The sequence below is a fragment of the Paraburkholderia caffeinitolerans genome (assembly GCF_902859945.1).
Lineage (GTDB): Bacteria > Pseudomonadota > Gammaproteobacteria > Burkholderiales > Burkholderiaceae > Paraburkholderia > Paraburkholderia caffeinitolerans.
This window is the reverse complement of the sequence record NZ_CADIKL010000025.1, coordinates 80,117-106,446: the sequence shown is the minus strand read 5'-3', so window position 1 is coordinate 106,446 and position 26,330 is coordinate 80,117. Positions and strand designations below refer to the sequence as shown.

Below are 26,330 nucleotides of genomic sequence, written 5' to 3'. Positions count from 1 at the left end.
GACCATAGCGAGCTGGTCCCACCCCTTCCCATCCCGAACAGGACCGTGAAACAGCTCCACGCCGATGATAGTGCGGATTGCCCGTGTGAAAGTAGGTAATCGTCAGGCTCCCTATGCAGTACGTCCAGAACCCCGGTGGCTCCGAAAGAGCGCCGGGGTTCTGGCGTTTACGCGCGTGGGAAATAGCAGGAAAAAACAGCCGTCACATGGACGGCTGCTTTGTATTCGGTATCCGAACAACTGTACCGAACGACGGCGCGTCAATGCACGGCTTTGGCCTGAGGCGCAGCGGTGTCATCTGACGTTGATATCGCGGACGCATCGGCAAGCTGCTCCTGCGTGAGCTCCTCGAGCAACGCCATATCGCGAGCGATCACCTGCGGGAGATGCGCGCGCAGGAATTCCACCCAGGTCTTTGTCTTTGCATCCACGAATTTGCGCGACGGATACAGCGCATACACGTGGTTTTTCTGCAGGATGTGCTGAGGCAGCACGCGCACGAGCGAGCCGTTACGTAGGCCTTCTATAGCCGCATACACCGGCAGCATGCCAATGCCCATTCCCTCACGAATCGCCACCGCAAGCGACTCGGCGATATTTACCTGAACCGGCCCATCTACCTGCATCTCGACGCTGCCCTCCGGGCCTTCGAGCACCCATTCATGCGCCGGCGCGGTCGGCGTCTTGAGAATCAGACAATCGTGGTGCGCGAGATCCGCCGGCGTACGTGGTGCACCGTGCGTATGCACATAAGCGGGCGACGCACACAGGATGCTGCACGACGAACCCAGTTGGTGCGAGACGAGATCGGAGTTCGGCAGCGAAGCCGCGGTCACCACCGACACATCACTGCTACCCTCGAACAGATCGGGCATGCGCTGCGAAAGCGTAAGCTCGACTGTCACTTCAGGATGCAAAGCGCGATAGCGCGAGATCGCGGGCAGCACGTACTGTTGCCCGATGCTCGCGAAACTGTGCATACGCAATGCGCCAGCAGGACGCTCGTGGGCGCAGCTAGCTTCTTCCTCGGCGCTGTCGACGTCCGCGAGAATCTGCGAACAGCGTTTCAGATAGCGTTCGCCGGCGGGAGTGAGGGCGAGTCGGCGCGTCGAGCGGTTCAGCAGACGCGTGCGCAAATGCGCTTCCAGCTCCGAGACCGCGCGCGACATCGCACCGGTGGTCGAATCGAGCGACTGGGCCGCGGCGGTGAAACTGCCGGCTTCGACAACGCGGATAAACACCCGCATATTTTGTAGCGTATCCATCAGACCTTCTTTGAGAACTTCTTGTTCGGCACGAAAACAATATTGTCCGCCTCGCGGACTCCAACATTGTTGAGTGATCTGGAACGGACGTTCCCCGCCCGCACCGTTAATTCGCTCAACTGAGACTCCTACAATCGGCGCCTGCCGACCCGATTCGCGACGGCATTCTTCGTAACAATCCGAGCGTAGCGCGCTGTTTTAAATGAACCGCCAGCCAGCGATACATCGAGCGATTGGCCCGCGTCGTCGCGGCGAAATCATGTGGCGAGCCGCACGGCGCGGCCTGAGAGAGTGGCAGGCTAGCAATGGCGCGATCTGGCTGCATCTGCTGAAAACAGTCATGGCGGGATTGCTTGCCTTGGGCATAGCGATGCGGCTCGATCTGCCCCAACCGCGCATTGCGATGACGACGGTGTTCGTGCTGATGCAACCGCTTTCCGGCATGGTGTTCGCGAAGAGCGTTTACCGCATCGTGGGCACCGCCGTGGGCATGGTCGCGGCAGTGGTGTTGGGGGCCGTCTTTATCCAGCAACCCGAGCTTTACATACTCGGGATGACGGGGTGGGTGGCCGCGTGTACCGCGGCCGCCATGCGAAATCGCCATTTTCGTTGGTACGCTTTCGTGCTGGCTGGCTATACCGCTGCGCTGATCGGCATTCCGCTCGTGACGCAGCCTGATGGGCTCTTTCTCGCCGCGCTCGGGCGCGGGGCCGAAGTGGCCGTGGGGATCCTGTGCTCGGGGGTGGTCAGTGCCGTTATCGTGCCCCGGCAATCGGGCTCGCTGCTCGAGCGCACTTTACGCGCCCGCTATATCGATTTTACTGCGTTCGCTGCGCTTGTGCTGTCCGACAGGCTGGAAAGAGGCGCGTTTGAAGGGCGATTCGCGAAGCTCGTCGATGAGATCGTTGGCTTCGAGGCCACGCGCGCTTTCTCATTTTTCGAGGATCCGACGATGCGCGCGCGCAGCCAGCTGCTTGCGCGCCTGAACGGCGAGTTCATGGACGTCTGCGCGCGCCTGCACGCGCTGCGTCAGTTGAAAAGGCGTCTGCGCAGGCATAACGAAGCCATCGCGCCGCTTGTGCCATATTTCAGCGAGCTTGCGGCGCTGCTCGCGCAACGTCCTCGTCAGAACGAAGCCGATCGGGCGTACGCATTGCGTATCGCGCAAGACCTGGCGTCGTTCATGCGCACACTGCCGCACCGTGTGCGCGAAACGCGCCGGCCGCTCGAAGCGGGCGCACCCGATTCGCTGCAAGACTTCGACACCTCCGCTGAACTGCTCTACCGCTTCACGGCTGAAATAGCGCGTTATAGCGGTACGTGGGCGTCGCTCACGCAGGCGGGGCTGCCGCCCGAGCCGCGCATGACACGCTATGTGCCGCGCACGAGCTGGTACGTGGTGGGGTTCACTTTCATGCGCACGGCCGTGGTGGTGGCTGCGCTCGGCTGGTTCTGGGTGGAGACCGACTGGCCGAGCGGCGGCCTCGCGATGATCGCTGCCGCGCTGACCTGCGCGCTTACCTCGTCCGCGCCACGGGCCACGCGCATGGCGTTTCAGATGGCGGCGGGTGCGGGCTGCGCGGCGCTCGTCGGCTATCTGCTCACCTGCTACGTGTATCCGAACGTCGACGGCTTCCCGCTGCTCTGCGTGGCGCTCGCGCCGTTGCTCGCAATGGGTGCGTTTTTCGCGACGCGTCCACGCATCGCCGGCTTCGGTGTCGGATTCTCGGTGTTTCTCTGCCTGCTCGCTGGCCCCGACAACGTGATCGTCTACACGCCCGATCTACTGATCAATAACGGTATCGCGGTCGTGGTGGCGATGATGGTGGCCGCGCTTGCGTTCGCCGTGGTGTTCCCTCCGCACATGAACTGGCTCGTCGAGCGCATGTGCGTGGCGTTGCGCGCTCAGGTCGAGCTTGCCTGCCGTGGCGAGCCGCAAGGACTCAGCCAGCATTTCCAGTCAGGCACGCACGACCTCATGCACCAACTGCGGTTGCTGCTCAATGGCCGCAAGCAGGCACACCGGCGCGCGTTGCGCTGGATGCTGATCACGCTCGAGGTGGGGCATGCCGTGATCGACTTGCGCCATGAGGCGCAGGCTGCCACGTGGCTTGGCATTGCCGAGCGCGGATGGCTGGCAGGTCTCGATCAGGTGCTCGACGATATCGCGCGGCTTTTCGAGGATCCCGGCGCCGCGCCGCTGGAGCGTGCGCTTGTATCGGTGCGGGCGGCCACCCGGATCGCTCAGGAAGCGCTTCCCGGCGTTCGGCACGACCGTGAGCGCAGGCACGACGTGCAGCGGATCCTGAGCCATCTGCATTTCATTCACAGCGCACTCATCGACCGCGATGCCCCGCTGGCCGCGCTTGCGCGTCGCCCGCGCGAGCGCAGTTCCCGTCGTTCGTGATGCCCGGAAGCCGCCCCGAATCTGCAATCCGGGCTGGCATGTGCGCGATCTTGCTGCGGCCTGGAAATATGCCTTCCATCTCGCCGTCTTAATCGTTCCGGGTCCGGGTCATATAGTCACACCACTGCTTCGCAGTAACCATTAGCACTGGAGAGTGAAATGAAGTCCCTGAAGTTCGCTGTTGTTGCCTGTTCGTTGTTTGCCGCCGCCTCCGCCTTTGCACAGAATGAAGCATCGGAGCCGAGCGTCCCTCAGCAGGTCGCGCAAAGCGCAGCGCAGCCTGTCAATCAGACCGCAAAGCCGGCAAAGAAAGACGAATGCGTCGGCCCGGCCAGCTTTTGCACCCTCTATTTCGGTAGCTGAGATCGAGTGACCGCCCGCCATGAATGAGCGAGGCGCCAGCTTGAATTCCTTGCCGCGGCGCCTTCGCATGAGGCCCCGCGGCTTTGCGCATGATGGCTGCAAAACCGTATTGCAGAAACCGTAATGCAACGCCACCGAAGCGAGACCTGAAAAGGGCATTTGGCATTTCCGGTAGTTAGTGGAGACTTTGATGTACGAAGACCGTATTCGCTGTGCCGCATTGCGCGGGAAAATCACTTCGGCTGCCGAGGCGGCAAAACTCGTGCGCAACGGCATGCGTGTCGGCGCGAGCGGTTTCACGCGCGCGGGCGACACGAAGGCCGTGCCCATCGAACTGGCGCGCCGTGCGCGCGAAGAGCAGGAGCCGCTGCGGATCACGCTGATGACGGGCGCCTCGCTTGGCCATGACGTCGACCGCATGCTGACCGAAGCCGGCGTACTTGAGCGACGCTTGCCGTTCCAGGTGGACACCACGTTGCGCCGCGCCATCAATCGCGGCGAAGTCATGTTCGTCGATCAGCACCTCTCCGAGACCGTCGAGATGTTGCGCGCGAACCTGCTCGGCAAGCTCGACCTCGCGATCATCGAGGCCGCTGCGATCACCGAAACGGGCGGCATCGTTCCCACGACCTCGGTGGGCAATTCGGCGAGCTTCGCGATTCTCGCCGAGAAGGTGATCGTCGAACTCAACCTCGCGCAGCCGCTTGCGCTCGAAGGCCTGCACGACGTGTGGATTCCGGGCCGCCGCCCGCACCGCGACCCGCTGCCCATCCTGCATCCGCACGATCGCGTGGGCACGTCCATCATCGACATCCCGCCCGAGAAGATCGCCGCCATCGTCATCACCAACGAAGCGGACAGCCCTTCGACCGTGCTGCCCGCCGACGAAGAAACCGCGTGCATCGCCGGACACCTCATCGAGTTCCTGCAGCACGAAGTGAAGCACGGTCGCATGAGTGCGCAGTTGCCGCCGCTGCAGGCGGGTATCGGCACGATCGCGAACGCGGTGCTCTCGGGTTTCGTGAATTCGCCATTCGAAGCACTTACGATGTACTCCGAAGTACTTCAGGATTCCACCTTCGACCTGATCGACGCAGGCAAGATGGTGTTCGCCTCGGGGGCATCCATGACGCTCTCCGCCTCACGCCAGGCCCAGGTGCTCGCCGATCTCGACCGCTATCGCGACAAGCTCGTGCTGCGTCCGCAGGAAGTGAGCAACCATCCGGAAGTGATTCGCCGCCTCGGGCTCATCGCGCTGAACACGGCGCTCGAATGCGACATCTACGGCAACGTGAATTCGACACACGTGGGCGGCACGCACATGATGAACGGCATTGGCGGCTCGGGCGATTTCGCGCGCAATGCCTCGTGCGCGATCTTCGCGACCAAGGCCATCGCGAAGGACGGCCGCATCTCCAGCATCGTGCCGATGGTGCCGCACGTCGACCACAATGAGCACGACGTGGACGTGATCGTCACCGAGCAGGGCCTTGCGGACCTGCGCGGCCTCGCGCCGCGCGAGCGCGCGAAGCTGATTATCGATCGCTGCGCGCATCCGCTCTACCGCGACCTGCTGCGCGACTACTATGACGACGCGCTGAAGATCGGCGGCCAGACGCCTCACAATCTCGCCCGGGCGTATGAAATGCATCTGCGTTTCAACGAGACCGGCTCGATGCTTCCTGAGCGCGCGGGCGGCCTCGTGGCCAACGGCGCATAAGCCTCAACGCAAAAAAAAGCGGGAGCACCAGCGATGGTGCTCCCGTTTTTCGTTAACGGCTGCGAATCGCTACGCTCTTCGGAACAGCCTGATGATGAAGAGCAGGATGACCGCGCCGACAATGGCCGTGATGATCGAGCTGATCATGCCGCTGCCGATGTGGATCCCGAGCAGGCCCGCGAGCCAGCCACCGATGAAAGCCCCGACGATCCCGACAATGATATCGACGATCAAACCGAAGCCGCCGCCCTTGACGAGCAGCCCGGCAAGCCAGCCAGCGACTGCGCCGATGATGAGCCACGCGATGATGCCGTGTTGCATATGGAGGACCCCTCTCGTTGGTGTGAACAATTAAACACAACGAACTGGAGCTTAGTCCATGGATGGGGTCGAGTCCATGAAACGTGGCTAGAATTGACAGTTCTTGTCGTCAGCGGGGGGAACGTTTCAAAAACTGCAACGAAGTCGAAATGTATTCGTAAGGAATGCGTGCCGATGGTGCTTCGATGATGTATGCAGCTCACTTACTCGGGGGCGACCTCGGTTTCCGCGGCAGTCCAGCTCACGCTCGAAACGCCTTTTTCCATGCTCAGGCGGCTCGCCATCAATTCGAGCTTGGGCTGATATTTCGGGTGCAGGCGCAAGGTCGCGGTGACGCGCAGGCGCTGCGGCTCGCCAGGCCTCTCCGCGCCGGGCACGTCTTCGCTCGTGAGGCTCTGAAACGAGAGCGGCGTGGAATACATCGAGTTCGAGAGCACGGTGCGAATGTGGATCTCGTCTTCTTCGCGGCACACCACTGTGAGCACGTAGACACTCATGAGGTCGGCGTTGGAAAGCGGCGCCTGATTGATGATGCGGCTCACCTCGCGTAGCAAGGTATTGGTGATCAGCACGACGCCCGTGCCGGCGAGCGCCGGGACGTAGTGACCCGCGCCGCACAGCACGCCCACGGCGGCGGAGCACCACAACGTGGCTGCCGTGTTGATGCCCTGGATGGAGCCCTTGTCGCGCATGATCACGCCGCCGCCGAGAAAGCCCACGCCTGAGACCACATAGGCCGCGATCTGCGTTACGCCGCTGGTGCCGTTGCCCGTGAGCACGCCGAGCGTGACGAACAGGCATGCGCCGCTTGCAACGAGCGTGATGGTGCGCAGGCCAGCAGTGCGCTGGCGCATCTGGCGTTCCAGTCCGATGGCGACGCCGCAGGCGAACGCCGCGAGAAGGCGCAAGGCGAATTCGTAAGTCATCGTTCTGTCATGAAGGCTGCGCGCGCAATGCCTCGCGGCACGCATGCGTGGGGCGCTCCGCAGTGCGGAGGGGGCGCCGTGGATCATACGCGGGACAGCAAGGCTCGCCAAGCTGGCGTGGCTGCCATGTACGGGTCAGCATGGGGTCACGGCCTGGCAGCGAGACTGGCGGTATCGATGATGGAATGGGCCAGGAGCCGCTGATGGATACGCTGCGCAATATGCGGGTCTTCGTGAGGGTGGTGGAATCGGGCAGCTTTACGCGCGCTGCCGTGAGCGAGTCGATGACGACTGCACAGGTTTCGCGCGCCGTCACGGACCTGGAGTCGCGGTTGCGCGCGCGCCTGTTGAACCGCACCACGCGGCGCATGTCGCTGACCGAGGCGGGCGAGCGCTATCTGCAAAGTTGCAAGCGCATTCTTGCCGATATCGAACAAGCGGAATCCGAAGCGGCCGCCGCGCAGGGCAATCCGGTGGGCAAGCTGCGCGTCTATGGCGGCACGAGTTTTGGTCAGCATTATGTAATGCCGTTGATTGCGCGCTATCAGCAGCATTTGCCCGATGTCGCCGTCGATCTGACCATTGCGCAGCAGATGCCCGACATCATCGAAGAAGGCTTCGACGTGGCCGTGGTGGTGGCCGCCGAGCTTGGGGATTCCGCGCTGATTTCGCAGCAACTGGGCAGCACCGCGGCCATTCTCTGCGCGTCGCCGGCGTATTTGCAAATTCGCGGCGAGCCGCGCTCGTTCGACGATCTCGAGGCGCACACCTGCCTGCATCTGACCGATGCGAGCCTGCCCGCGGGCCAATGGGTTTCCGAGGGGCCGCATGGAGAAACATTCCGCCATACCGGCGTGACGCCTTTCCAGGTGAACAATCCCGAAGCGCTCGCGCTCGCCATACGCGAGGGCATGGGCATCGGCCCGCTGCCGGTGCCGGTGGCGCTGCCGGGTCTCGCGGACGGCTCGCTCGTGCGCGTGCTGCCCACGCATCGTCTGCAAACGCTCAACATCTACGCGCTCTATGCTTCGCGCCGCTATCTGGATGCGAAGATCCGCACGTTCGTGGAGTTCCTGCGCGAAAAGGTTCCAGCGGTGCTGGCCGAGCAGGAAGCCTCGCTTGCGGCCTGCGATGTGCCGCAACGACAGCGCGCTACGGCGCGCGCGCGACTGCGCGAAGCGCGCCAGGCCCACGGTGTGCACGAAGGGCATGAAGTCGAACATTTGCGGCTGGTGAACTAGGTACAACGCTCCACTTGAAGAATAAATGAGCCAATCAGAGCAGCATTCGTCCCCCGGCATCTCCGTGAATGGCGAGCACCCCATCGATCTGCCCGGGTATGCGCGGGTCGGCAAGCGTGCGCGCGTCGCGGCGATTGTCGTCGCATTGGTGCTGGGCGTCGGCGCGACCCGCACGATCGTCTCGAACGCGATGGATGCGGTGAACGCACGCCATCTCGCCAGCCTCACGAAGCCGCAACGGCTTGCCAGCGAGCGCGAGGAGGTGCAGATTCATGGTCAGCAGCCTGCCACGGTGGTTTATCTGGCGCGGGTGCCCGGCGGCGCCTGTCGCGCGGGCCCTTGCCGCGAGGCGCCGTCCGGCGCCGCGCGAAGAGGAGGATGACGATGAAAGTATTGGTGATCGAAGATGAGCGCAAGGTCGTGGAGTACCTGCGCAGCGGATTGAGCGAGCAAGGCTGGGTCGTCGACGTGGCGATGGACGGCGAAGAGGGCGCGTGGATGGCGACCGAGTACGACTTCGACGTGATCGTGCTCGACGTGATGCTGCCGAAGCTCGACGGCTTCGGTGTGCTGCGCGCGGTGCGCGCGAAGAAGGACACGCCGGTGATCATGCTGACCGCGCGCGACCGCGTGGACGACCGTGTACATGGCTTGCGCGACGGCGCCGACGACTATCTGACCAAGCCGTTCTCGTTTCTCGAACTCGTCGAGCGCCTGCGCGCGCTTACGCGCCGCGCGCGGGTTCAGGAGTCCACGCTCGTCTCCGTGGGCGATCTTCAGGTCGACCTCATCAGCCGCCGCGCGACGCGCGACGGCGTGCGGCTCGATCTCACCGCGAAGGAGTTTCAACTGCTTTCGGTGCTTGCGCGGCGGCGCGGCGAGATTCTTTCGAAGACGCTCATCACCGAACTCGTGTGGGACGTGAACTTCGAGAGCAATGCCAATGTGGTGGAAACCGCCATCAAGCGGCTGCGTGCGAAGCTCGACGGCCCGCACGCGTCCAAGCTGCTGCACACGATACGCGGCATGGGTTACGTGCTCGAAATGCGCGAGGCGCGCGAGGACGGAGGCCAGCCGTCATGAAGCGCTCGATCTCGCTGCGGCTTTCGGCGATGTTCGCAGCGGTCTCGCTGATCGTGTTCACGCTCACCGGCACGGGGCTGTTCTTGCTGATGCAGCATCAGCTTTTCAACGAGTTGCGCGAAACGCTCGACGCGCGGGCGCGCATCGCGGGTTTGATCGTTGCGCACGCATCGGATGTCAAAAAATGGGCGTTTGTGCAGGAGAAACTGCATGATCTCTCGCCGGCGGACAGCCGCATGCACTACTACGTGGAAGCTGCCGATCCACGCTTTCGCTTCGGCGCGCCCATCGCGGGCAAGATCACCGGAGAGGTCGGGCCGGATTATCGGCTCGTGCGGCCGGCGGGCTACAACTACGACTTGATCGTCACGAGCATGACGCTGCCCGCGAACGGCGAGCGCCCCGAAGTGAAACTCGTGGTGGCGAGCGATTGCATGCGCACCGAAAGCATGTTGCGGCGCTTCGGCATTGCGCTTGGCGTGCTGATCGTGCTTTCGACCATCGCAGTGGCGCTGCTGAGCCGCGCCGTCACGCGCTTCGGCCTTGCGCCGCTTACACGACTCTCGCGCGAGGCGGCGCAACTGAGCCCCTCGAACCGCCGCCAGCGGCTACACGCCGGCGAGCTGCCCGAAGAGCTGCATGAACTGGCGACCTCGTTCAATGGCGCGTTGGAGCGCCTCGACAAGGCCTATGAACGCCTCGAATCGTTCAACGCCGACGTCGCACACGAACTGCGCACGCCCGTGAGCATCCTGATCGGCCAGACCCAGGTGGCGCTCACGCGTGACCGCTCGGTTGTGCAGTTGCAGCAAACGCTGCAATCGAATCTTGAGGAATTCGAACGATTGCGCGTGATCATCAACGACATGTTGTTCCTTTCGCGCAGCGATCGGGGCGAGCGCGCGACCGAGCTTACGGAGGTTTCGCTGCGCGCCGAAGTCGAGCGCATGCTGGAGTTTCTGGAGATCCCGCTGGAAGAGGCGCAGTTGAGCGTGCAGGTGCGCGGCGACGCGCGCGCGTGGGTCAATACCTCGCTGATTGGCCGAGCAATGAGCAATCTGTTCGTGAACGCGATTCAGCACTCGCCGCCCGGAACCGTTTTGCAGTCGACCATTGCGCCGCAGGACGGTCATGTCGAAATCGCCGTGTCGAACCCTGGCGAGCCGCTGGATCCCGTGGTGCGCGAGCATATTTTCGACCGCTTCTACCGTATTCAGGAAGCGCGCTCGAATAGCCACGAGAACCACGGCCTCGGGCTTTCCATCGTCAAGGCGGTGGCCGAGATGCACGGCGGCACGGTATTCGTGCGCAGTGCGAACGGTGTCAATACGGTTGGTTTCTCGGTGGCCGCAGGATTGGGCGAAGCAGTGGGGAGTGCGTTCGTTGCGCCCGACGCCGCGCGCCAGGGGCGCGCGGGGCTGCCGTTGCACGTATCTTCGTGAGCAAGCAAGCGGTGCGCGGTCTTCGCGCCGCCAGCCGCTGGTCGCTGGACGTTAGACCCGATCGTCGTCCGCCGGATGGCTGGCGACGCCGTCGTGATGGTGCTGGTCGCGGCGCAGCAGGTCCCAGCAACTGATGAAGAGCGCGGCAATCAGCGGTCCGATCACGAAGCCGTTGATGCCCATCAGCGAGATACCGCCCAGCGTCGAAATCAGCACGACCCAGTCTGGCAAGCGCGTGTCCTTGCCCACCAGCAGGGGCCGCAGCACATTGTCCACGGTGCCGATCACGAGCGCGCCGAACAGCGTGAGGCCGATGCCCTTGGCGAGCGCGCCCGTCGAGATGAAGTAAAGCGCGATGGGCACCCACACGAGCGCCGCGCCCACCGCGGGCAGCAGCGAAAGCAGCATCATCACGAAGCCCCACAGCAGCGCGCCCTGAATCCCCAGCACCCAGAGCGCGATGCCGCCCAGCGCGCCCTGCACGAACGCTACGGCCACATTGCCCTTCACGGTCGCGCGGATCACGGTCGTGAACTTGCGGATCAGATGCTGCTTGTGCGATTCGTCGAGCGGGATCGCATCGCGCACGAGCCGGGAAATTTCGCGGCCGTCACGCACGAGGAAGAAGAACATGTAGAGCATCACACAGAAGCTCACCATGAACTGAACCGTGATTTGCCCGACACTCAGCGCGCGCGTGGCGATGAACTGGCTGATTTGCGCCGCGCCCGCGGAAAGGCGCTGCTGGAGGCCCGGCAGATCCATCAGGTCATAGCGCGCGAGCAGATTTTGCAGCGACTGCGGCAGCGCATGCACGATCTGGCTGAAGTACGCGCCGAAGTCGAGACTGCCCGAGCGCACTTGTGCGTAGGCGTAGCTCACTTGCTGGATCAGCGTGCCCGCCACGAGCGTGAGCGGGAAGATCACGATCACGAGACAGATCGTCAGCGTGATGAGCGCGGCGAGATTGCGGCGCCGCCCGAGGCGCGCAACGATGCGGCGCTGCACGGGCTGAAAGATCAGCGCGAGTATCGCGCCCCAGAGCACGGTGCTGAAAAATGGCGCGAGCACGAAGCATAGTGCGATGGAGACGACGAAGAGCAGCAGATAGAACGCGGTCTGGTGGAGGTTCTTGTTGCCATCCATGAGCGGTGATTTCCTTTGTGTACCGGCAGGCTCAGCGGGCGCCTACGAGCCGCACGCGCGTGATTTCCGAAGGTGCGCCGAGCCGCTTGGGCGGTCCCCAATAGCCCGTGCCGCGGCTCGTGTAGACCCACAGGCCGCCGAGCTTTTCGAGGCCGGCCGTGAATGGCTGCTGTAGCCGCACGAGAAAATTCCACGGGAAGATTTGCCCCCCATGTGTGTGGCCCGACAACTGCAACGTGTAGCCCGCATCGGCGGCCGCATGCGCGGTGCGCGGCTGATGGGCGAGCAGGACGCGCGTGTTCACTTCGGCCGGCGCGCCGCGCAGGGCGCCTTGCGGATCGCTGCGATGTGCGGGATCGAAGTTGCCGCCGGTGTAGTCAGTCACGCCCGCGAGCACGAGCCGCGCGCCGCCGTGTTCGATCACCACGTGCTGGTTCATCAGCACCGTGAGGCCGATGCGCCGAAACTCGGCAACCCACGCATCGGCGCCCGAGTAGTACTCGTGATTGCCGGTGACGAGATAGACGCCGTGGTTTGCCGCGAGCCGCCCAAGCGGCGCGGTGTGATTCGAAAGATGCTGCACGCTGCCGTCCACGACATCGCCCGTGATGGCCACCACGTCGGCGTCGAGCTGGTTCACGGCGCGCACGATCGCGTCTACGTAATCGTGCTTGATGGTGGGCCCGACGTGGATGTCGCTCAACTGCACGATCGTGAATCCATCGAGCGCGGCGGGAAGCCCGCGGATCGGCACGTCGACGTTGCGCACGCGCGCGCGCCGCCGTGCGTTGAAAAAGCCGAATGCGGTAGAGCAGAACGCGAGCACGACGACGATGGCGGCGCTGCCCGTGCGCCAGCGCGCGAGATCGACGCTGTGCGGCCAGATCGATTCGATGGTCATGAGCGATGCGAGCACGAGATCGCGCGCGAGCGTCAGCATGAGCAGCGACGAGAAAAATCCCATTGCGAGCATGCCGATCCATGCGAGGCGGTCGCCGAGCGGCTGGCGCTTGAAGCGGCGCGCGAGCATGCCGGGCGGAATCGCCGCCACGGAAAGCACGAGCCACAGCGCGGCGAGCCACTTGCCCGTGGTGGGCACGGGCAGGTCGGGAATCAGCCGGAAGCCGACATAGACGTGCAATAGCACGCCTATGGAAATGAAGCGGAGCAGAAACGAAAGTCGGGGCATGTCGGGCCGATGGGTGGCGCGGGTTACCAGCGCAGGTAACCCGCGTTGGCAACCAGGTTGAACAACTCAGTCCCACGGAGCGGGAAGCGCGGACACCGGCTGCGCGGCAGCGCGCGGCTGGCGGAGTGCATCGCATGGCCCGCTACATGGTTTGTGCGGATGCACCGCTCGTGCATTCGCCGCATTTTACCGGCAGCGCACGGTTCGTGCCGGCGCGTGGCGGGGCGCGATGCGACGTATAACAGGGCGCGGCTTCGGCGCGTTGCAGCAACGCGCACCACAGGCGTGCACGGCAATCCGGCGGGGCGAGTGTGGCGCTGCGGCATAACCCTGGATTGCCAACCTCGGGCCGACGTCGCACTATTTTCTCGAGGGCCCGTGAACGCTATTAAACGTTCATTGAAGTGGCCTGATCGATGAACTATGCTCGAATCGAGGCCCGTGCGGTTTCGGGCGCTCTGGGGGGACGGGTCATGAAAATCACCAGGCCAAACGTGCAAGGGCTTCATGGTCGTCATGTGGGTCGCGAGGGTAGCCACGTCATGCTGCCAATGGTCGTGCTGTCGATCATGGCCGTGGCGCTGTATTTCGCGGTGAGGCACGTCGACATCCTCGAACTCGGCCGCAGCGCGTTATTCGACGTCGTGATGCTGTTCGTCGCGCTGGGCATCGCGGGGTTCTTCGGCGTGGCGGGGGCGTGGCTGCGCTCGCGCACGACTGATGAATCGCCCGAAGCCTTTTGTTTCGTCGGCGCGCTCATTGGCGCGGTGGTGTTCTATATCGCGCTACTGACCTGAGGCGATAGCTTCTGTCCCATGCCGGCTGGATCGCCGGATCGCGACGCCGCAGCGAGCGCTGCGCTCCGGCCGCGCGCAATAGGCGCTCGTGCGACACTGCGCGTCTCTCTCCTCGATGCAAGCGCTCCCGATGTTCGACCTCTTCGACGATACCCCGCAACCCGACGTCGACTGGCATCCCGTGTGGCTCGCGCCCACGGCGGCGGCCGAGTGGCTGGCGCGCATCGTCGCCGAAACGGACTGGCGCCAGGAGCGTATTCGCACGCCGGGCGGCTGGGTCGACCAGCCGCGTTTGACCGCATGGCAGGGCGACCCCGGCGCCGTCTATATCTATTCGGGAATCCGCAATGTGCCACAGCCGTGGACGCCGGCCGTGGCCGAACTGCGCGACGCGATTGCCGCGCTTTGCGGTGTCCGCTTCAACAGCGTGCTGCTCAACCGTTACCGCAGCGGCACGGACAGCATGGGCTGGCACGCCGACCACGAACCCGAACTCGGCCCGGAGCCCGTGATTGCCTCGCTGAGCCTCGGCGCAACGCGGCGCTTCGACTTGCGCCACAACGCGACCGGCGTGACGCGCTCATTCCCGCTTTCGGGCGGCAGCCTGCTGGTGATGCGCGGCAAGACGCAGGCGCAGTGGCGTCATCGGGTGCCCAAGGAGCCTGCGGTGAGCGGCGAGCGGGTGAATCTGACGTTTCGCGTGGTGATGCCGGAATTGCGTAAAAAGTAGGGGTGTTGGCGGATTTTGCGGCGAATTGGGTGCTGATTCGCCGAAATTTTGCGCCGTCAGGAGATGTTGCGCTAAAAATCTAATTCAACTTTATGCGCATAAATATTTTATTCGCGGGCTTGCGGTGACAGACAGTCTGATCGCCATTAATCCACGCCGAGACGCCGCCGCACGGTGGCCGCGAGCCGGTCGAGCGGCAGCGTGGCCGCGCTCAATGCCGCGACTTCCGGGTAGTGCTCGCGGGCGATGTCGGTGAGCACCTGGCCGGGCGGCGCTTCGACCAGCACGGTCGCGCCCGACTCGATCATGACCGTGAGCGCGTCGTACCAGCGTACCGTGTAGCGCATGTTGGTGGCGAGGTCGGCGCGAATCGCATCGCCGTCATGGAGCGGGCGGCCGCCGCGATTGTCGATGTAGACGCCTTCGGGTGAGCGAAACGGAATGTCGCGCGACCACGCCACGAGTTGCTCCGTGGCGTCGGTTAATAGTTCGCAATGCGAAGGAACGGAAACCGCTAGCCGCTGCACTTTGCGTGCGCCGGCCGCGAGCGCGCGAGTGGCGAAGGCTTCGAGCGCTGCATCGGCTCCCGCCACGACGATCTGGCGCGGTGCGTTGACGTTGGCCACGTAGACGCGCGCGGCGCCGTCCTGCGTGTGTACGTTTATGTCTGCAAGCGCCTCCACCTGCGTCTCACTGAGCCCAGAGACGGCCGCGAGGCCATAGCCCGATGGCCACGCGGATTCCATCAGCTCGGCGCGCTTTTTCACCATGCGCAGGGCATCGGCGAAGTCGAGCGCGCCGCAGCACACGGCGGCCGGATACGCGCCCACCGAGAGTCCGGCGCTGAACTGCGGCGTCAGCCCCACCTGGGCGAGTGCGCGAGCGTGCGCCACGCCGGCCACCACGAGGCCGATTTGCACCGCAACCGTGGATTGCAGCGCCTGCGCGCTATCGAGCGCGAGAATGTCGATACCGAGCGTTGCCGCGGCTTCGTCGAGCGTAGCGCGCACGACCTCGTGCTCGGGCAGCCGGTGCAGGAAGCCGGGGCTTTGCGCACCCTGGCCGGGAAAAAGGCAGGCGAGACTCATGACGTTTGCCACGGATCGGCGACGAGGCGAGCGCCGTCGCTCGCGCGCGCGAGCACGCGTGTCTTGCCGGTCGCCCACTGTAAGAGTTCGGCGAGCGCGACACTGCCCGCCGGTGTTTCCAGTTGAGCGTCTACCCGCGTGCCAGCGTGCTGGGCGGCACGCGCGAGCGTGGCGGCGAGCGCTTGAATCGTCGTGGCGTGGCTGCGTTGGGGCATGCGGATCAGCAGGTCGAGATCGCTGGATTCCGTGAGCGTGGAGACTTGCGTGGCCAATTCGAACCCCGCGCTGCCGGTTGGTCCCCAGACGAAGTCGCGCAGCGGGCCTGGGCTCTCGCGCAGCGACGCGAGCGCCACGAATGCTGTGAGTGCGGTGCGTCCAGACGAGGGCGCCGTCGCGAGCAGCGATTCGGGCGATGCAGATGATTCGATATCCTCAACATCGATCCACGTGCCGAAGCGCTCGCCGCGCGCGCCGCCGCGCAAGCCCGCCGCCACGAAGCCCGATGCAGCCTGGGCGCGGCGCACGACCGCGAACGGTGCGCGGGCGAAGGCTTCGCGCACCCAGGCGGGCTCGTCTGGCACGGGCGTAAGACGTGCGAGCCGCAGCAGATCGTGCGGGCGCCAGCGCACATCGTCCGTGCGTGGCGCGTCCGGTGCGAACGGCGGGGCGGCGCACACTCGCATCAGCTAGCGTCCCACTGTTGCGCGAGCCGCTCGCGAACCTCGATCGACGCCGCGCGCGTGCGTTGCGCCGCTTCACCCTGAAGACGATGCGCGAGACCACTCCGGTCGTGACGCGCTTCGTGCACCCTTCGCGCAAGCACCTCGCGCACGCGCGCGATTTGCGCGTCGTCCGGCGCATCGGCGTCGACGCCCGCGATCAATTCGTCGAGCAGCCCGAGCTTCGCGAACGAGGCCATCGAGTACGACATCGGCACGATCTTCTCGCCGAGTGCGTCGAGGTCCTCGACGCTGCGCCGCGTGACGCGCGCTGCAGCTTCCTTGCCCATCGCGTGCACCATCGTGCCGGGCGCATCGAGCGCGACGATGCGATTGGCCTGATAGCCATGCGCGAGGAACGCGCCCGACATGGCGGGTCCGACGATCAGCGCCACCACAGGATGCCCCGCGAGGCGCGCGCTCGCATAGGCGTCCACAGCCGCCGCACAGGCGAGGTGGATGCCGAGCATCTCTTCGCGATAGCCGTAAGCCTGGCTCTTCACGTCGACGATCGCGATGATCGGACGGCGCGCGCCGCTGGCGGCGTCTGCGGCGATCGCGCCGCGCACGGCCTGCGCGAGACGCCAACCCTGTTCGAGGCCCACCACGTTGTCGCGCGCGCGGGGGAAGCGGTTATCGGGATCGGGCACGACCGTGATGAAACGCGCCGTCTCGCTGTCGAGCGGCGCATCGGCGTATTGCACGCAGGGCGCACTCGCATCGTCCGGCGTACCCGCGAGTGCGCGCAGCCACAGCGCGCCCCGGCTCGAATTCGTATCGCTCATGCGGGTTCTCCGTGTGTTTGGGACGATGGTGTATCGAACATCGCGCCCATCGTGTCGGGCGCGACGCTGGCGGGATCGACCCGTGCGAGTTTCGCGAGCGTGGCGTCGACCTGCTCGGTGCGGTGCGCTTGCGGTATGCCGCGTACGAACGCGGCGCGCACGGCGGCGCGCACATCGTCGACGGCGTCGTCCACGAGCGCATCGGCGTAACCCGTGCGCGCACGCTGCTCGCCGCCGATCAACTGCCACACGTGGCGGCGGTCGCTCGAATCGAACTCCTCGATGCCGGCCTCCTGCTCGATCACTTCGGGGCCGTTCATGCCGAGTCGCCCTTGCTTCGTCATCACGAGAGATGAGCACAGGGCCGCCGCGAGCGACATGCCGCCGAAGCAGCCCACCATGCCCGCGATCACGCCGACCACCGGCACATGGCGGCGCAGCGCGACGATGGCCGACTGGATCTCGGCGATCACGGCGAGGCCGAGATTGGCTTCCTGCAAACGCACTCCGCCGGTCTCGAACAGCACCACGGGGCGCACGATCTTGCCGCGTTCGCAGTCGGCGAGCGCGAGTTCGAGCGCGGCGGCGATCTTGCTGCCCGACACCTCGCCGATGCTGCCGCCCTGGAACGCCGATTCGATCGCGCACACCACGGCGGGCTCGCCGTCGAGCGTGCCGCGCGCGATCACGGCGCCGTCGTCGGCCTGGCAGACGATGCCCTGCAGCGGCAGCCAGGGCGACTCGATGCGATCGAACGGGCCGAGCAGTTCGCGGAAGCTGCCCTTGTCGAGCACAGCGGCGGCGCGCTCACGCGCGGAGAGTTCGATGAAGCTCTCGCGCAGCAGAGTTGGGATGCCTGCGCTCATGCCTTGCCCCCTTGTGCGCTGTCCTGTGCGGCTTCCACGGCTTCGGCGAGGCGCAGCGCCACGACGCCGGGCGTCGCGCCGAAGTCGTTGATCTCGATGAGCGCCGCGCCGTCGTAGCGCGTGAAGAAGCGGTCGAGCACGCTCTTCCAGATGTGGCTGTAGCCGTCCACGCTGGTGTGCACGACCACGTGCGCCTGCATGTCGCCGGCGGGCTGCAGCAACACTTCGAGATCGCCCGAGCCCACCACGCCCACGTGGGCGCGCGTTGTCACGGCGCGCTGCGCCGGATAGTCGAATGTCAGTTGTTCCATGAAACCGTCCTCCCGCCGATGCGGTGGTGAACCAATTTTTCGATGAAGAGCGTCGCGGCAAGCAGATCGGCCGCGCCGCCCGGCGATGCGTTGAGCGCGAGCAGCGCGCGTTCAAGCGCGTCGAACGCGGCGCGGCCCGCGCGCGTGGCGATGCCGCCCGCGTCGCGCACGCGCTTCGCGCCCGTCTGCGCGGCTTCGCGGCCCGCGAGGCCCGCGCGGTGCAGCACGCAGGTGTCGTCGAGCGAGGCCATGATGGCGAGCAGGGCGTCCACGCGCGCCGCCGCTTCGTCGCGCCCTTGCGCGCGCGCCGCGTGGAGCGCGGGCAGGCCCACGCGAATCACGTGCGGAAAGCCGTCTTGAGCCTCGCGCCGTGCGCCGCCTACGTTGTAGCGCTCGCGCACGCGTTCGCCGTTGCTTTGCGTGGGCTGCCGCATCGCGGGCGCGAGCAGGTCGTCGAAACGCGCGATGTGCGCCGCCGTTTCGGCAATCTGCGCGGCATGGGCAAATGGGCTCGCATCATCGGGTGGCGTGTGCGAAATGGTTGCGCCAGCAACCAACAAGCCAACGATCCAGATCGCGCCGCGATGCGCATTGCTGCCGCCGGTCGCACGCAACATCGCGGCTTCGCCGGCGCGGCCGATGCGTGCGAGATCGGTGCGCAGCGCGTGGCCCGGCGTCGCGCCGCGCGAAGCGCGGGCGAGCGCCTCGAAGGTCGGTTCGAGCGCGTGTGCGGAACACAGCATCGTCGCGAGATCGAGATCGACATGGGCGCCGCTGCCGCGCGCATCCACGAGCGCGGGCTTGGGCGTGAGGCGGGCTTCCTCGATCAGCGCGTCGCGCGCGAAGCGCGCGAGTTGCGCGTCGGGCGTCAACGCGGCGTCGCACGCGCCACGCGGCGTCGCGCTATACGAGGCCGCCGCGCCTTCGGCCGGCCTGTCCAGTAAGAGCGTGCGCATCGTGCTCACCAGCTGCGAAAGCGTGCGGGCGGCGTATAGAGCCCGCCCGACCACGTCACGAGATCGTCGATGCTGCGCGCCGCGAGCAGCGAGCGTTTCGCGTCGCCGCGCCGGATGCCGAGATCTTCGGGGAACTGAACGATGCCGCGCCGGCGCAGTTCCTCGGTCTTTTGCGGCTGCGCGCGCAGGCCGATGGGCGTCACGCCCGCGACCGCCGCGAGCGCGGCGCGCCGTTCGTCGATGCCTTCGGCGCGATGCAGGTGCACGATGCCTTCCTCGGTCACGACATGGCTCACGTCGTCGCCGTAAATCATCACGGGCGCGATGGGCATGCCGCTTTTCTCGCCCACGGCGATGGCGTCGAGCTCGTCCACGAAAGTCGGCTCGCCGCCTTTCTTCCACGTTTCCACGAGCTGCACGACCAGCTTGTGGCCGCGCGCAATCGACGCCTGCGGGCCGTCCGACTTGAGCAGCTTGAGCCACGCGTCGCTCGCGTGGCGTCGCCCGCGCGGATCGTGGCCCATGTTCGGCGCGCCGCCGAAGCCGGCCAGCCGCCCGCGCGTGACGGTGGACGAGTTCGCGTCGGCGTCGATCTGCAGCGTCGAGCCGATAAAGAGGTCGACGCCATACTGGCCCGCAAGCTGGCACAGCACGCGGTTCGAGCGCAGGCTGCCGTCGCTGCCGGTGAAGAACACATCGGGGCGCGCGGCGATATACGCTTCCATGCCCACTTCGCTGCCGAAGCAATGCACGCTCTCGACCCAGCCCGATTCGATGGCGGGAATCAGCGTGGGATGCGGATTGAGTGTCCAGTTGCGGCAGATCTTGCCCTTCAGGCCAAGCGACTCGCCGTAGGTGGGCAGCAGCAGTTCGATCGCGGCGGTGTCGAAGCCAATGCCGTGATTGAGCGAGGTGATGTTGTACGGTGCGTAGATGCCCTTGATGGCCATCATCGCGGTGAGCACCTGCAAGTCGCCGATATGGCGCGGATCGCGCGTGAACAGCGGCTCGACCGCGAAGGGCCGGTCGGCTTGCACGACCACGTCCACCCACGAGCCGGGGATGTCCACGCGCGGCAGTTCGTCGACAATTTCGTTAACCTGAACGATCACGATGCCCTGGCTGAACGCGGCGGCCTCGGCAATCGTGGGCGTGTCCTCGGTGTTCGGGCCCGTATACAGATTGCCGTGACGGTCGGCCTTTTCCGCGCACAGCAGCGCGACCTGCGGAATCAGGTCGACGAACATGCGCGCGTAAAGCTCCACATAGGTGTGGATCGCGCCCACTTCGAGCCGGCCGTCTTCGAGCAGTTGCGCGACGCGCAGGCTCTGCGGTCCCGCGAACGAGAAGTCCACGCGGTGAGCGATGCCGCGCTCGAACAGCGTCAGATGTTCCGGGCGGTTGATGGTCGAAATCAGCAGATGGACGTTGTTGAGCTTCGCGGGATCGGCTTTGGCGAACGAGCGCGAGAGAAAGTCGGCCTGCTTCTGGTTGTCGCCTTCGAGGGCGACGCGGTCGCCAGGGCGGATCAGCAGTTCCAGCGCCTCGGTCGTGCGCGCGGCGGGCAGGATGCCGTCTTCGAGCCAGCCGGCAATGGCGGCGAGGCGGCGGGCCTTTTCATCGCGGCGCGTGGTCCACGAGCGCGGCGCCAGGTTGGCAAGGTCGGGCGAAGTGGGCGTTTCAGCTTGAGGCTTCATCGGGAGTTCGGCTCCGTGAGCGGGGTGTTGCGGGAGAGGCGGAAGAAGCCGCGCCGGCGCGCCTTTTTTTGGCGGCGGGCTGCGCCGCTGCGCGCTCGGTCAGGAAACGGTAGATCAATTCGCCGGTGCCGAGCAGATGCGCGGCCACCAGCGCCTGCGCGGCGGGGATGTCGCGGCGCTGCACGGCGTCGAGGATCTCGGTGTGCTCGGCATCCGATTCGCCTTTGTAGGCGGGAAAGCCGAATTTCAGGCGCAAATAGCGTTCGCCACGGCGATGCAGGGTGGCGAGCATTTCCATCAGTTGAGGGCGGCCGGCGGGCGCGTAGAGGCTCATATGGAAGGCCTCGTTGCGCGCCACATAGAGCGACGGATCGCGCTCACGTGAGGCCGCGGCGGCCAGCGCGCGCACTTCGCGCAGCGTGGCCTCGGTGTGATGCTCAATCGCGAGCCCGAGCGCGAGGCTCTCCAGCGCCGAGCGGATCTCGTAGATCTCGCGCGCTTCGTCGCGCGAGAGCGAGGCGACGCACGCGCCCTTGTTGACCTCGATTCTTGCCCAGCCTTCGCTCGCGAGCTGGCGCAGCGCTTCGCGCACGGGAATCGCGCTCACCGAGAAATGGCGCGCGATCGCGTCCTGGCGCAGCGGCGCGTCGGGCGCGAGCGTGCCTTCGACGATGGCGGTGCGCAAGGCATCCGCGATCATGCGCGAGGTGCTGGTGCGCGGCGCCGCTGCGCCCGGCAGGCCCGGCAATCCTTGCGGGGCGGGCTGTGGGGCGGCATCGGCGCTGCCTTCCAGGGGAAAACCATCCGTTGCGTGGCTCATAAGATCAAATATTATATATAAAACGACGACCTTGAAAGTCTCGGAAACCCGAAACCCGCGCCCCAAGCGGGTCGCTAGCCAATGCGTCATGGTAGTGCGGCGCGTGCAGAAAACTAATGGAGAGAGACGCCTATGAACTCGATAACCGGGGCCGCGCAGCGCGCCCGGAAAACGCCCCTCAACCGCTCGCAGATCGTGGGTTTCTGGGGCGCCTGGGCCGGCTGGACGCTCGACGGCATGGACTCGTTCATCTACGCACTCGTGCTCACGCCGGCGCTCACCGAGTTGCTGCCGCGTTCGGGTTATGCGGCGACGCCCGCGAACATCGGCCTCGCGGGCTCGATCCTGTTCGCGCTGTTTCTGGTGGGGTGGGGCCTCTCGTTCATCTGGGGGCCGATGGCGGACCGTTTCGGCCGCACGCGCGTGCTGGCCGGCACGATTTTCATGTTCGCGATCTTCACGGGTCTCTCGGCCACCGCGCAGAGCGTCTGGGCGCTCGGCATTTACCGCTTTCTCGCGGGCGTGGGCATCGGCGGCGAATGGGCGCTCGCGGGCACTTATGTGGCCGAGTCGTGGCCCGAGGATCGCCGCAAGATGGGCGCGGGTTACTTGCAGACCGGCTATTACGCGGGCTTCTTTATTGCTGCCGCGCTTAATTACACGGTGGGCGTGCACTTCGGCTGGCGCGCGATGTTCCTCACCGGCGCGATTCCCGTGGTGGTCGCCATTCTCGTGCTCACGCGCGTGGAAGAGCCGCAGACATGGAAGCGCTCCGAAGCCAGCCATGTGCATCGCGGCCACCCGCTTCGCGAGATCTTCGGCAGTGCTTATCGCATGCGCACCGTGGTGGCTTGCGCGCTGCTGACCATCGCGATCATCGGCTTGTGGGCTGGTGCCGTGTACGAGCCTTCCGCCGTGATCCAGCTCGCGACGCGCGCGGGCGCGACCAAGGCCGAGGCCATCCGCACGGCTTCCATCGCCACCGGCATTCTCTCCATCGGCACGATTCTCGGCTGCCTCGCGCTGCCGCCGATGGCCGAGCGCATCGGGCGCAAGTGGACGCTCGCGGTGTATTTCGCGGGCATGGCGGTCACGATTGCCTTGAGCTTCGGCTGGGCGTTCTATTTGCAGAACGGACTCGTGCCGTTTATCGCGCTGCTGTTCGTGCTGGGCTTTTTCGGCGGCAACTTCGCGCTGTTCAGCCTGTGGCTGCCCGAGCAGTTCGAAACGCGCGTGCGCGCCACGGCGTTTGCATTCTGCACGTCGTTCGGGCGTTTCGTGGGGGCGGGCGTGAACTTTCTGCTGGGCGCGGCGGTGCTGCGTATGCACACGCTGGGCGTGCCGGTCGCGCTTACGGCGCTCGCGTTCGTGCTCGGGCTGCTCATCATTCCGTTCGCACCGGAGACGAAGGGCGAGACGCTGCCCTCGTAAGGCGGGCAGCGTTCGCTATATCAGCAAGGGCGGCGCGCTTCAGCGCCGCCTGAGCACGAGCCCCGGCGGCACGAGGCGCCAGCCGAGATTCACGCCGAGGCTCGCCAGCACGATCAGCACCATGCCCGCGAGCTGCGGCGCGCTTAGCGCGCGGCCATAGACGATGGCATCGACGGCAATGGCCGTGAGCGGATAGACAAACAGTAGCACCGCGATCACGGGCGTGGTGAGCTTGGGCAGCGCGCCGTAGATCAGCACATAGGACAGCCCCGTGTGCAGCACGCCCATGCCGACGAGCCAGCCCCATTGCGCGGGCGCGATATGCGCGAACTGGAGCGGTGCGACGAAGGGCGCGATCAGCGGCAGGCAGATCGTTCCCACCGCGCATTGGATCAGCGTGAGCAGATGCGGGCGGAAGTCGCGCAGGCTCTTCGCGATCAGCGTGACGCTCGCGTAGAGCACGGAGCCGCCCAGCGCTTCGGCGAGGCCGATCAGATAGCGCGGATGGTCGGCGACATGGCTTTCCGCGAGCACGCCCGAGGCGAGCACGAGCCCCGCGAACGCAATCGCGATCCAGCCGAGCCGGTCCGCGCCCAACCGCTCGTGAAAGAGCGCCGCGCCCATCAGCACGACCCAGAACGGCTGCACATGAAACACCACCGTCGCGACCGCGATGCTCGTGCGGTGAATCGAATCGAAGAAGCCCACCCACTGCGTGACCATCAGCACGCCCGAGATGAACGCGAGCGCGAACGTGCGGCGCGTGAACTGGCGCTTGAGTTGCTCGCGAGTGAGCCAGCCCTTCCACGCGCAATACCCGGCCAGCGCGAGCATGCCGAAGAAGCAGCGGAAGAACACGAGCGTGAGCGCGCCAAGGCGCGCTTCTTCGACGAAGACGCCGATCGTGCCCATCAGGAGCCCGCCGCCCGCGAGCATGACGACGCCTTGGCGGCGGCCAGAGTGGAGTTCGGATTGCATGGCCGGAATCGGTAAATGGAAAGCCGGTTGAAAACCGGGACAGTATTCGCCAGTTGCGGGGTGTCGGCAAACGAATTAAATTGAAGAATTCCATCAACGGGGCTTATGAATCATGAATCCCGAGTTCGATCTCGACCTGCTGCGCACCTTCGCGGCCGTCGCGGATGCGGGCAGCTTCACGAAGGCCGCCGTGTCCGTGCATCGCTCGCAGGCGGCCGTGAGCATGCAGATCAAGAGGCTGGAGCAGATGCTCGGCACTACGCTGTTCACGCGCGACACGCGCAATCTCGCGCTCACGCGGCCAGGCAATACGCTGCTCGAATATGCGCGGCGCGCGCTCGATCTGCAGGAGGAGGCATGGTCGGCGCTGGTGCGGCCCGAGGTGACGGGGCGCGTGGTGCTGGGCGCGCCCGACGACTACATGGCCGCGCTGCTCTCGCCAGTGCTCAAGCGCTTTTCGACGCTCTATCCGCATGTGGAGATCGAGATCGTGTGCGCGCAGAGCGTCGCGCTCGGGCCGATGCTGGCGGACAACAAGATCGACATCGCCTTCGTCACGCGCGATAAAAAGCTGCGCGGCGAATTCGTGCGCAGCGAGGACATGGTGTGGGTGGGCTTGGCCGACGATCCCGCGCCGCTCGCGATGTCGCCGCTGCCGGTGGGCCTATATGAGCACGGCAGCGTGGCGCGCGCGCATACGGTGGCGGCGCTCGATGCGGCGCACATTCGCTATCGCGCGGCCTATAGCAGCGCGAGCCTGATGGGGCTGATGGCGACGGTGGAGGCGGGCATCGCGGTGGTGGCGCTCACGCGCTGCAGCGTGCCGCCGCGCTTCGAGATCCTCGGCGAGGCGCAGGGGCTGCCCAGGATCGAGCCGCTCGACATTGTCGTTGCGCGCAGCGTGAAATCGAATCGGCCTACGTGCGATTATTTCGTAGAGCAGATGGTTCAGGATCTTTCGGTGCGGCGTCCGCCTGCATCGGGCGCCGTTATCGGGGATAGACGCTGACTTCGCCGCCCACGGCGATGCGCACGCGTTCGCCGGGGCGTGGCGTGCGATAGCCCGGCACGCGGGCGCGCAGTGTCGTCGGCATGCCGGCAAGCTCCAGCGTGAGCGCCGCGTCTTGTCCCTGGAAAGTCACTTCGCGCACGAGTGCATCGAGCGTGCCGTCGCCGGCCGCGGCCGGGGGGAGCACGTCGATCTGCTCGGGGCGCAGCATCACGTCGACGTCGCCGCTTTCATGCCGAATGCCGTCGGCCAGCGGCAGTGCGCCGAGCGCGCAATGCGCCGCTCCTCCGGCGACACGGCCTGGCAGGAGCACCGCTTCGCCCACGAACGCGGCAAGCTCGCGTGTGACGGGGCGGCGATAGAGCGTTTGCGGCGGCGCTTGCTGCACGAGACGTCCGCGCCACAGCACGGCCACTTCATGGCCGAGCGAGAGCGCTTCGGCCTGGTCGTGCGTCACCAGCACGGCGGTTGCGCCGGCCGCCGCGAGTGCGCGCGCCACGGCCTCGCGCGTTTCCAAGCGCAGCGCGGCGTCGAGCGACGAGAACGGCTCGTCGAGCATCACGAGACCTGGCGAGGGCGCCAGTGCGCGCGCGAGCGCCACGCGCTGCTGTTGTCCACCCGAGAGCTGGTGTGGCGCACGATTCGCATAGGACTGCGGCAGACCGACGAGCTCCAGCAGTTCGGCCATGCGATGTTGTGCGCGCCGTTGCGTGCGCGGCAGACCAAAAACGATGTTCCCGGCCACGCTCAGATGCGGAAAGAGCGCGCCTTCTTGCGGCACATAGCCGATCCGGCGCTGCTCCGCGGGCAGATGCAGCGACTCGCCGGCCACACGTGCGCCACCGATTTCGATCGTTCCCGCATCGGCGCGCTCGAAGCCGCATAACAGGCGCAGCAGCGTGGTCTTGCCGCTGCCCGAGGGGCCGAGCAGCGCGACCAGCGAGCCCGAGTTCACCGTGAGGTGGACGTCTTGCAGCACGGGATGGCCGTCGAAGGACTTGGAGACGCCGGAAATGCGAAGTGTGCTCATGTGCGCAATG

Annotated in this window: 26 protein-coding genes and 1 rRNA gene; 12 read left to right on the top strand and 15 right to left on the bottom strand. The window is 65.8% G+C overall.

Translation table 11 applies throughout. The features are described from left to right. Positions 1-108 (top strand): 5S ribosomal RNA (gene rrf / locus HV773_RS22870); the annotation flags it as partial. A gap of 152 nt (positions 109-260) precedes the next feature. Here rrf and HV773_RS22865 read toward each other — a convergent pair. Further along, positions 261-1,265 (bottom strand): LysR family transcriptional regulator, encoded by a 1,005-nt coding sequence (locus HV773_RS22865; RefSeq protein WP_175196810.1) that lies wholly within the window; start codon positions 1,263-1,265, stop codon positions 261-263. Positions 1,266-1,467: 202 nt separating this feature from the next. Here HV773_RS22865 and HV773_RS22860 point away from each other — a divergent pair, with 202 nt between their 5' ends. From HV773_RS22860 to scpC, 3 genes are all read left to right on the top strand, one after another. Continuing rightward, complete coding sequence (locus HV773_RS22860; protein WP_175196809.1) at positions 1,468-3,672, top strand: FUSC family protein; 2,205 nt, start codon at positions 1,468-1,470, stop codon at positions 3,670-3,672. Between the two features lie 159 nt (positions 3,673-3,831). Next, positions 3,832-4,035 (top strand): hypothetical protein, encoded by a 204-nt coding sequence (locus HV773_RS22855; RefSeq protein WP_035533037.1) that lies wholly within the window; start codon positions 3,832-3,834, stop codon positions 4,033-4,035. Positions 4,036-4,225: 190 nt separating this feature from the next. After that, entirely contained in the window at positions 4,226-5,755 is a 1,530-nt protein-coding gene (gene scpC / locus HV773_RS22850; RefSeq protein WP_175196808.1) for a succinyl-CoA:acetate CoA-transferase ScpC, read from the top strand. 69 nt (positions 5,756-5,824) lie between these two features. On the opposite strand, the gene HV773_RS22845 is transcribed toward scpC, so the two are convergent. After that, positions 5,825-6,076, bottom strand: a complete 252-nt coding sequence (locus HV773_RS22845) for a GlsB/YeaQ/YmgE family stress response membrane protein (RefSeq protein ID WP_175196807.1) — start codon at positions 6,074-6,076, stop codon at positions 5,825-5,827. A 203-nt stretch (positions 6,077-6,279) separates the two neighbouring features. Beyond that, entirely contained in the window at positions 6,280-7,002 is a 723-nt protein-coding gene (locus tag HV773_RS22840) for an MgtC/SapB family protein (protein ID WP_175196806.1), read from the bottom strand. 203 nt (positions 7,003-7,205) lie between these two features. Between HV773_RS22840 and HV773_RS22835 the strand changes: the two genes are divergently transcribed. The 4 genes from HV773_RS22835 to HV773_RS22820 are packed head-to-tail and all read left to right on the top strand — an operon-like array spanning position 7,206 to position 10,768. Next, a complete protein-coding gene (locus HV773_RS22835) occupies positions 7,206-8,243 on the top strand; it encodes a LysR family transcriptional regulator (protein ID WP_175196805.1) in 1,038 nt (345 codons plus the stop codon). 25 nt (positions 8,244-8,268) lie between these two features. Further along, entirely contained in the window at positions 8,269-8,625 is a 357-nt protein-coding gene (locus HV773_RS22830; protein ID WP_175196804.1) for a hypothetical protein, read from the top strand. 2 nt (positions 8,626-8,627) lie between these two features. After that, complete coding sequence (locus HV773_RS22825; RefSeq protein WP_175196803.1) at positions 8,628-9,326, top strand: heavy metal response regulator transcription factor; 699 nt, start codon at positions 8,628-8,630, stop codon at positions 9,324-9,326. Further along, positions 9,323-10,768, top strand: a complete 1,446-nt coding sequence (locus HV773_RS22820; protein WP_175196802.1) for a heavy metal sensor histidine kinase — start codon at positions 9,323-9,325, stop codon at positions 10,766-10,768. Before HV773_RS22825 ends, HV773_RS22820 begins: the two co-directional genes overlap by 4 nt. Before the next feature lie 51 nt (positions 10,769-10,819). On the opposite strand, the gene HV773_RS22815 is transcribed toward HV773_RS22820, so the two are convergent. Together HV773_RS22815 and HV773_RS22810 are read right to left on the bottom strand one after the other, a co-directional pair. Next, positions 10,820-11,914, bottom strand: coding sequence for an AI-2E family transporter (locus tag HV773_RS22815; protein WP_175196801.1), 1,095 nt, complete (start codon positions 11,912-11,914; stop codon positions 10,820-10,822). A gap of 31 nt (positions 11,915-11,945) precedes the next feature. Then, positions 11,946-13,103 carry a metallophosphoesterase gene (locus HV773_RS22810; RefSeq protein ID WP_175196800.1) on the bottom strand — a complete coding sequence of 386 codons (1,158 nt, stop codon included), beginning with the start codon at positions 13,101-13,103 and terminating at the stop codon, positions 11,946-11,948. Positions 13,104-13,576: 473 nt separating this feature from the next. On the opposite strand from HV773_RS22810, the gene HV773_RS22805 reads away from it, so the two are divergent. After that, a complete protein-coding gene (locus tag HV773_RS22805) occupies positions 13,577-13,900 on the top strand; it encodes a hypothetical protein (RefSeq protein ID WP_175196799.1) in 324 nt (107 codons plus the stop codon). Between the two features lie 130 nt (positions 13,901-14,030). Beyond that, a complete protein-coding gene (locus HV773_RS22800) occupies positions 14,031-14,630 on the top strand; it encodes an alpha-ketoglutarate-dependent dioxygenase AlkB family protein (protein WP_175196798.1) in 600 nt (199 codons plus the stop codon). A gap of 146 nt (positions 14,631-14,776) precedes the next feature. Here HV773_RS22800 and mdcH read toward each other — a convergent pair whose 3' ends face one another. From mdcH to HV773_RS22760, 8 genes are read right to left on the bottom strand one after another with little or no spacing between them, the layout of a single operon-like run. After that, entirely contained in the window at positions 14,777-15,718 is a 942-nt protein-coding gene (gene mdcH / locus HV773_RS22795) for a malonate decarboxylase subunit epsilon (protein WP_175196797.1), read from the bottom strand. Continuing rightward, a complete protein-coding gene (locus HV773_RS22790) occupies positions 15,715-16,401 on the bottom strand; it encodes a malonate decarboxylase holo-ACP synthase (RefSeq protein WP_175196796.1) in 687 nt (228 codons plus the stop codon). The genes mdcH and HV773_RS22790 overlap by 4 nt, the downstream gene beginning before the upstream one ends. Continuing rightward, entirely contained in the window at positions 16,401-17,222 is an 822-nt protein-coding gene (gene mdcE, locus HV773_RS22785) for a biotin-independent malonate decarboxylase subunit gamma (protein ID WP_175196795.1), read from the bottom strand. Before mdcE ends, HV773_RS22790 begins: the two co-directional genes overlap by 1 nt. Beyond that, positions 17,219-18,088, bottom strand: coding sequence for a biotin-independent malonate decarboxylase subunit beta (locus HV773_RS22780; RefSeq protein WP_175196794.1), 870 nt, complete (start codon positions 18,086-18,088; stop codon positions 17,219-17,221). Before HV773_RS22780 ends, mdcE begins: the two co-directional genes overlap by 4 nt. Continuing rightward, positions 18,085-18,399 (bottom strand): malonate decarboxylase subunit delta, encoded by a 315-nt coding sequence (locus HV773_RS22775; protein ID WP_175196793.1) that lies wholly within the window; start codon positions 18,397-18,399, stop codon positions 18,085-18,087. The genes HV773_RS22780 and HV773_RS22775 overlap by 4 nt, the downstream gene beginning before the upstream one ends. Then, entirely contained in the window at positions 18,387-19,355 is a 969-nt protein-coding gene (locus HV773_RS22770) for a triphosphoribosyl-dephospho-CoA synthase (RefSeq protein WP_175196792.1), read from the bottom strand. The genes HV773_RS22775 and HV773_RS22770 overlap by 13 nt, the downstream gene beginning before the upstream one ends. A gap of 5 nt (positions 19,356-19,360) precedes the next feature. Next, a complete protein-coding gene (gene mdcA, locus HV773_RS22765) occupies positions 19,361-21,052 on the bottom strand; it encodes a malonate decarboxylase subunit alpha (RefSeq protein ID WP_175196791.1) in 1,692 nt (563 codons plus the stop codon). Beyond that, positions 21,036-21,872: a GntR family transcriptional regulator gene (locus HV773_RS22760; protein ID WP_175196790.1), complete on the bottom strand. Its 837-nt coding sequence runs from the start codon at positions 21,870-21,872 to the stop codon at positions 21,036-21,038. Before HV773_RS22760 ends, mdcA begins: the two co-directional genes overlap by 17 nt. 132 nt (positions 21,873-22,004) lie before the next feature. Between HV773_RS22760 and HV773_RS22755 the strand changes: the two genes are divergently transcribed. Further along, positions 22,005-23,303 (top strand): MFS transporter, encoded by a 1,299-nt coding sequence (locus tag HV773_RS22755; RefSeq protein ID WP_175196789.1) that lies wholly within the window; start codon positions 22,005-22,007, stop codon positions 23,301-23,303. 39 nt (positions 23,304-23,342) lie between these two features. Here HV773_RS22755 and HV773_RS22750 read toward each other — a convergent pair whose 3' ends face one another. Continuing rightward, complete coding sequence (locus tag HV773_RS22750; protein ID WP_175196788.1) at positions 23,343-24,281, bottom strand: DMT family transporter; 939 nt, start codon at positions 24,279-24,281, stop codon at positions 23,343-23,345. Between the two features lie 112 nt (positions 24,282-24,393). On the opposite strand from HV773_RS22750, the gene HV773_RS22745 reads away from it, so the two are divergent. Continuing rightward, positions 24,394-25,290: a LysR family transcriptional regulator gene (locus HV773_RS22745; protein ID WP_175196787.1), complete on the top strand. Its 897-nt coding sequence runs from the start codon at positions 24,394-24,396 to the stop codon at positions 25,288-25,290. On the opposite strand, the gene HV773_RS22740 is transcribed toward HV773_RS22745, so the two are convergent. Beyond that, positions 25,271-26,320 carry an ABC transporter ATP-binding protein gene (locus tag HV773_RS22740; protein ID WP_175196786.1) on the bottom strand — a complete coding sequence of 350 codons (1,050 nt, stop codon included), beginning with the start codon at positions 26,318-26,320 and terminating at the stop codon, positions 25,271-25,273. The genes HV773_RS22745 and HV773_RS22740 overlap by 20 nt on opposite strands. Between the last annotated feature and the right edge of the window lie 10 nt (positions 26,321-26,330).

Bases quoted from the DNA above. Each gene is read 5' to 3' on its own strand.
- mdcH (WP_175196797.1), bottom strand. From the start codon at position 15,718: ATGAGTCTCGCCTGCCTTTTTCCCGGCCAGGGTGCGCAAAGCCCCGGC.
- HV773_RS22835 (WP_175196805.1), top strand. From the start codon at position 7,206: ATGGATACGCTGCGCAATATGCGGGTCTTCGTGAGGGTGGTGGAATCG.
- HV773_RS22840 (WP_175196806.1), bottom strand. From the start codon at position 7,002: ATGACTTACGAATTCGCCTTGCGCCTTCTCGCGGCGTTCGCCTGCGGC.
- HV773_RS22740 (WP_175196786.1), bottom strand. From the start codon at position 26,320: ATGAGCACACTTCGCATTTCCGGCGTCTCCAAGTCCTTCGACGGCCAT.
- mdcE (WP_175196795.1), bottom strand. From the start codon at position 17,222: ATGAGCGATACGAATTCGAGCCGGGGCGCGCTGTGGCTGCGCGCACTC.
- HV773_RS22815 (WP_175196801.1), bottom strand. From the start codon at position 11,914: ATGGATGGCAACAAGAACCTCCACCAGACCGCGTTCTATCTGCTGCTC.
- HV773_RS22745 (WP_175196787.1), top strand. From the start codon at position 24,394: ATGAATCCCGAGTTCGATCTCGACCTGCTGCGCACCTTCGCGGCCGTC.
- HV773_RS22860 (WP_175196809.1), top strand. From the start codon at position 1,468: ATGAACCGCCAGCCAGCGATACATCGAGCGATTGGCCCGCGTCGTCGC.
- HV773_RS22775 (WP_175196793.1), bottom strand. From the start codon at position 18,399: ATGGAACAACTGACATTCGACTATCCGGCGCAGCGCGCCGTGACAACG.
- HV773_RS22845 (WP_175196807.1), bottom strand. From the start codon at position 6,076: ATGCAACACGGCATCATCGCGTGGCTCATCATCGGCGCAGTCGCTGGC.
- scpC (WP_175196808.1), top strand. From the start codon at position 4,226: ATGTACGAAGACCGTATTCGCTGTGCCGCATTGCGCGGGAAAATCACT.
- mdcA (WP_175196791.1), bottom strand. From the start codon at position 21,052: ATGAAGCCTCAAGCTGAAACGCCCACTTCGCCCGACCTTGCCAACCTG.
- HV773_RS22810 (WP_175196800.1), bottom strand. From the start codon at position 13,103: ATGCCCCGACTTTCGTTTCTGCTCCGCTTCATTTCCATAGGCGTGCTA.
- HV773_RS22780 (WP_175196794.1), bottom strand. From the start codon at position 18,088: ATGAGCGCAGGCATCCCAACTCTGCTGCGCGAGAGCTTCATCGAACTC.
- HV773_RS22755 (WP_175196789.1), top strand. From the start codon at position 22,005: ATGAACTCGATAACCGGGGCCGCGCAGCGCGCCCGGAAAACGCCCCTC.
- HV773_RS22800 (WP_175196798.1), top strand. From the start codon at position 14,031: ATGTTCGACCTCTTCGACGATACCCCGCAACCCGACGTCGACTGGCAT.
- HV773_RS22770 (WP_175196792.1), bottom strand. From the start codon at position 19,355: ATGCGCACGCTCTTACTGGACAGGCCGGCCGAAGGCGCGGCGGCCTCG.
- HV773_RS22750 (WP_175196788.1), bottom strand. From the start codon at position 24,281: ATGCAATCCGAACTCCACTCTGGCCGCCGCCAAGGCGTCGTCATGCTC.
- HV773_RS22855 (WP_035533037.1), top strand. From the start codon at position 3,832: ATGAAGTCCCTGAAGTTCGCTGTTGTTGCCTGTTCGTTGTTTGCCGCC.
- HV773_RS22830 (WP_175196804.1), top strand. From the start codon at position 8,269: ATGAGCCAATCAGAGCAGCATTCGTCCCCCGGCATCTCCGTGAATGGC.
- HV773_RS22865 (WP_175196810.1), bottom strand. From the start codon at position 1,265: ATGGATACGCTACAAAATATGCGGGTGTTTATCCGCGTTGTCGAAGCC.
- HV773_RS22790 (WP_175196796.1), bottom strand. From the start codon at position 16,401: ATGCGAGTGTGCGCCGCCCCGCCGTTCGCACCGGACGCGCCACGCACG.
- HV773_RS22820 (WP_175196802.1), top strand. From the start codon at position 9,323: ATGAAGCGCTCGATCTCGCTGCGGCTTTCGGCGATGTTCGCAGCGGTC.
- HV773_RS22805 (WP_175196799.1), top strand. From the start codon at position 13,577: ATGAAAATCACCAGGCCAAACGTGCAAGGGCTTCATGGTCGTCATGTG.
- HV773_RS22760 (WP_175196790.1), bottom strand. From the start codon at position 21,872: ATGAGCCACGCAACGGATGGTTTTCCCCTGGAAGGCAGCGCCGATGCC.
- HV773_RS22825 (WP_175196803.1), top strand. From the start codon at position 8,628: ATGAAAGTATTGGTGATCGAAGATGAGCGCAAGGTCGTGGAGTACCTG.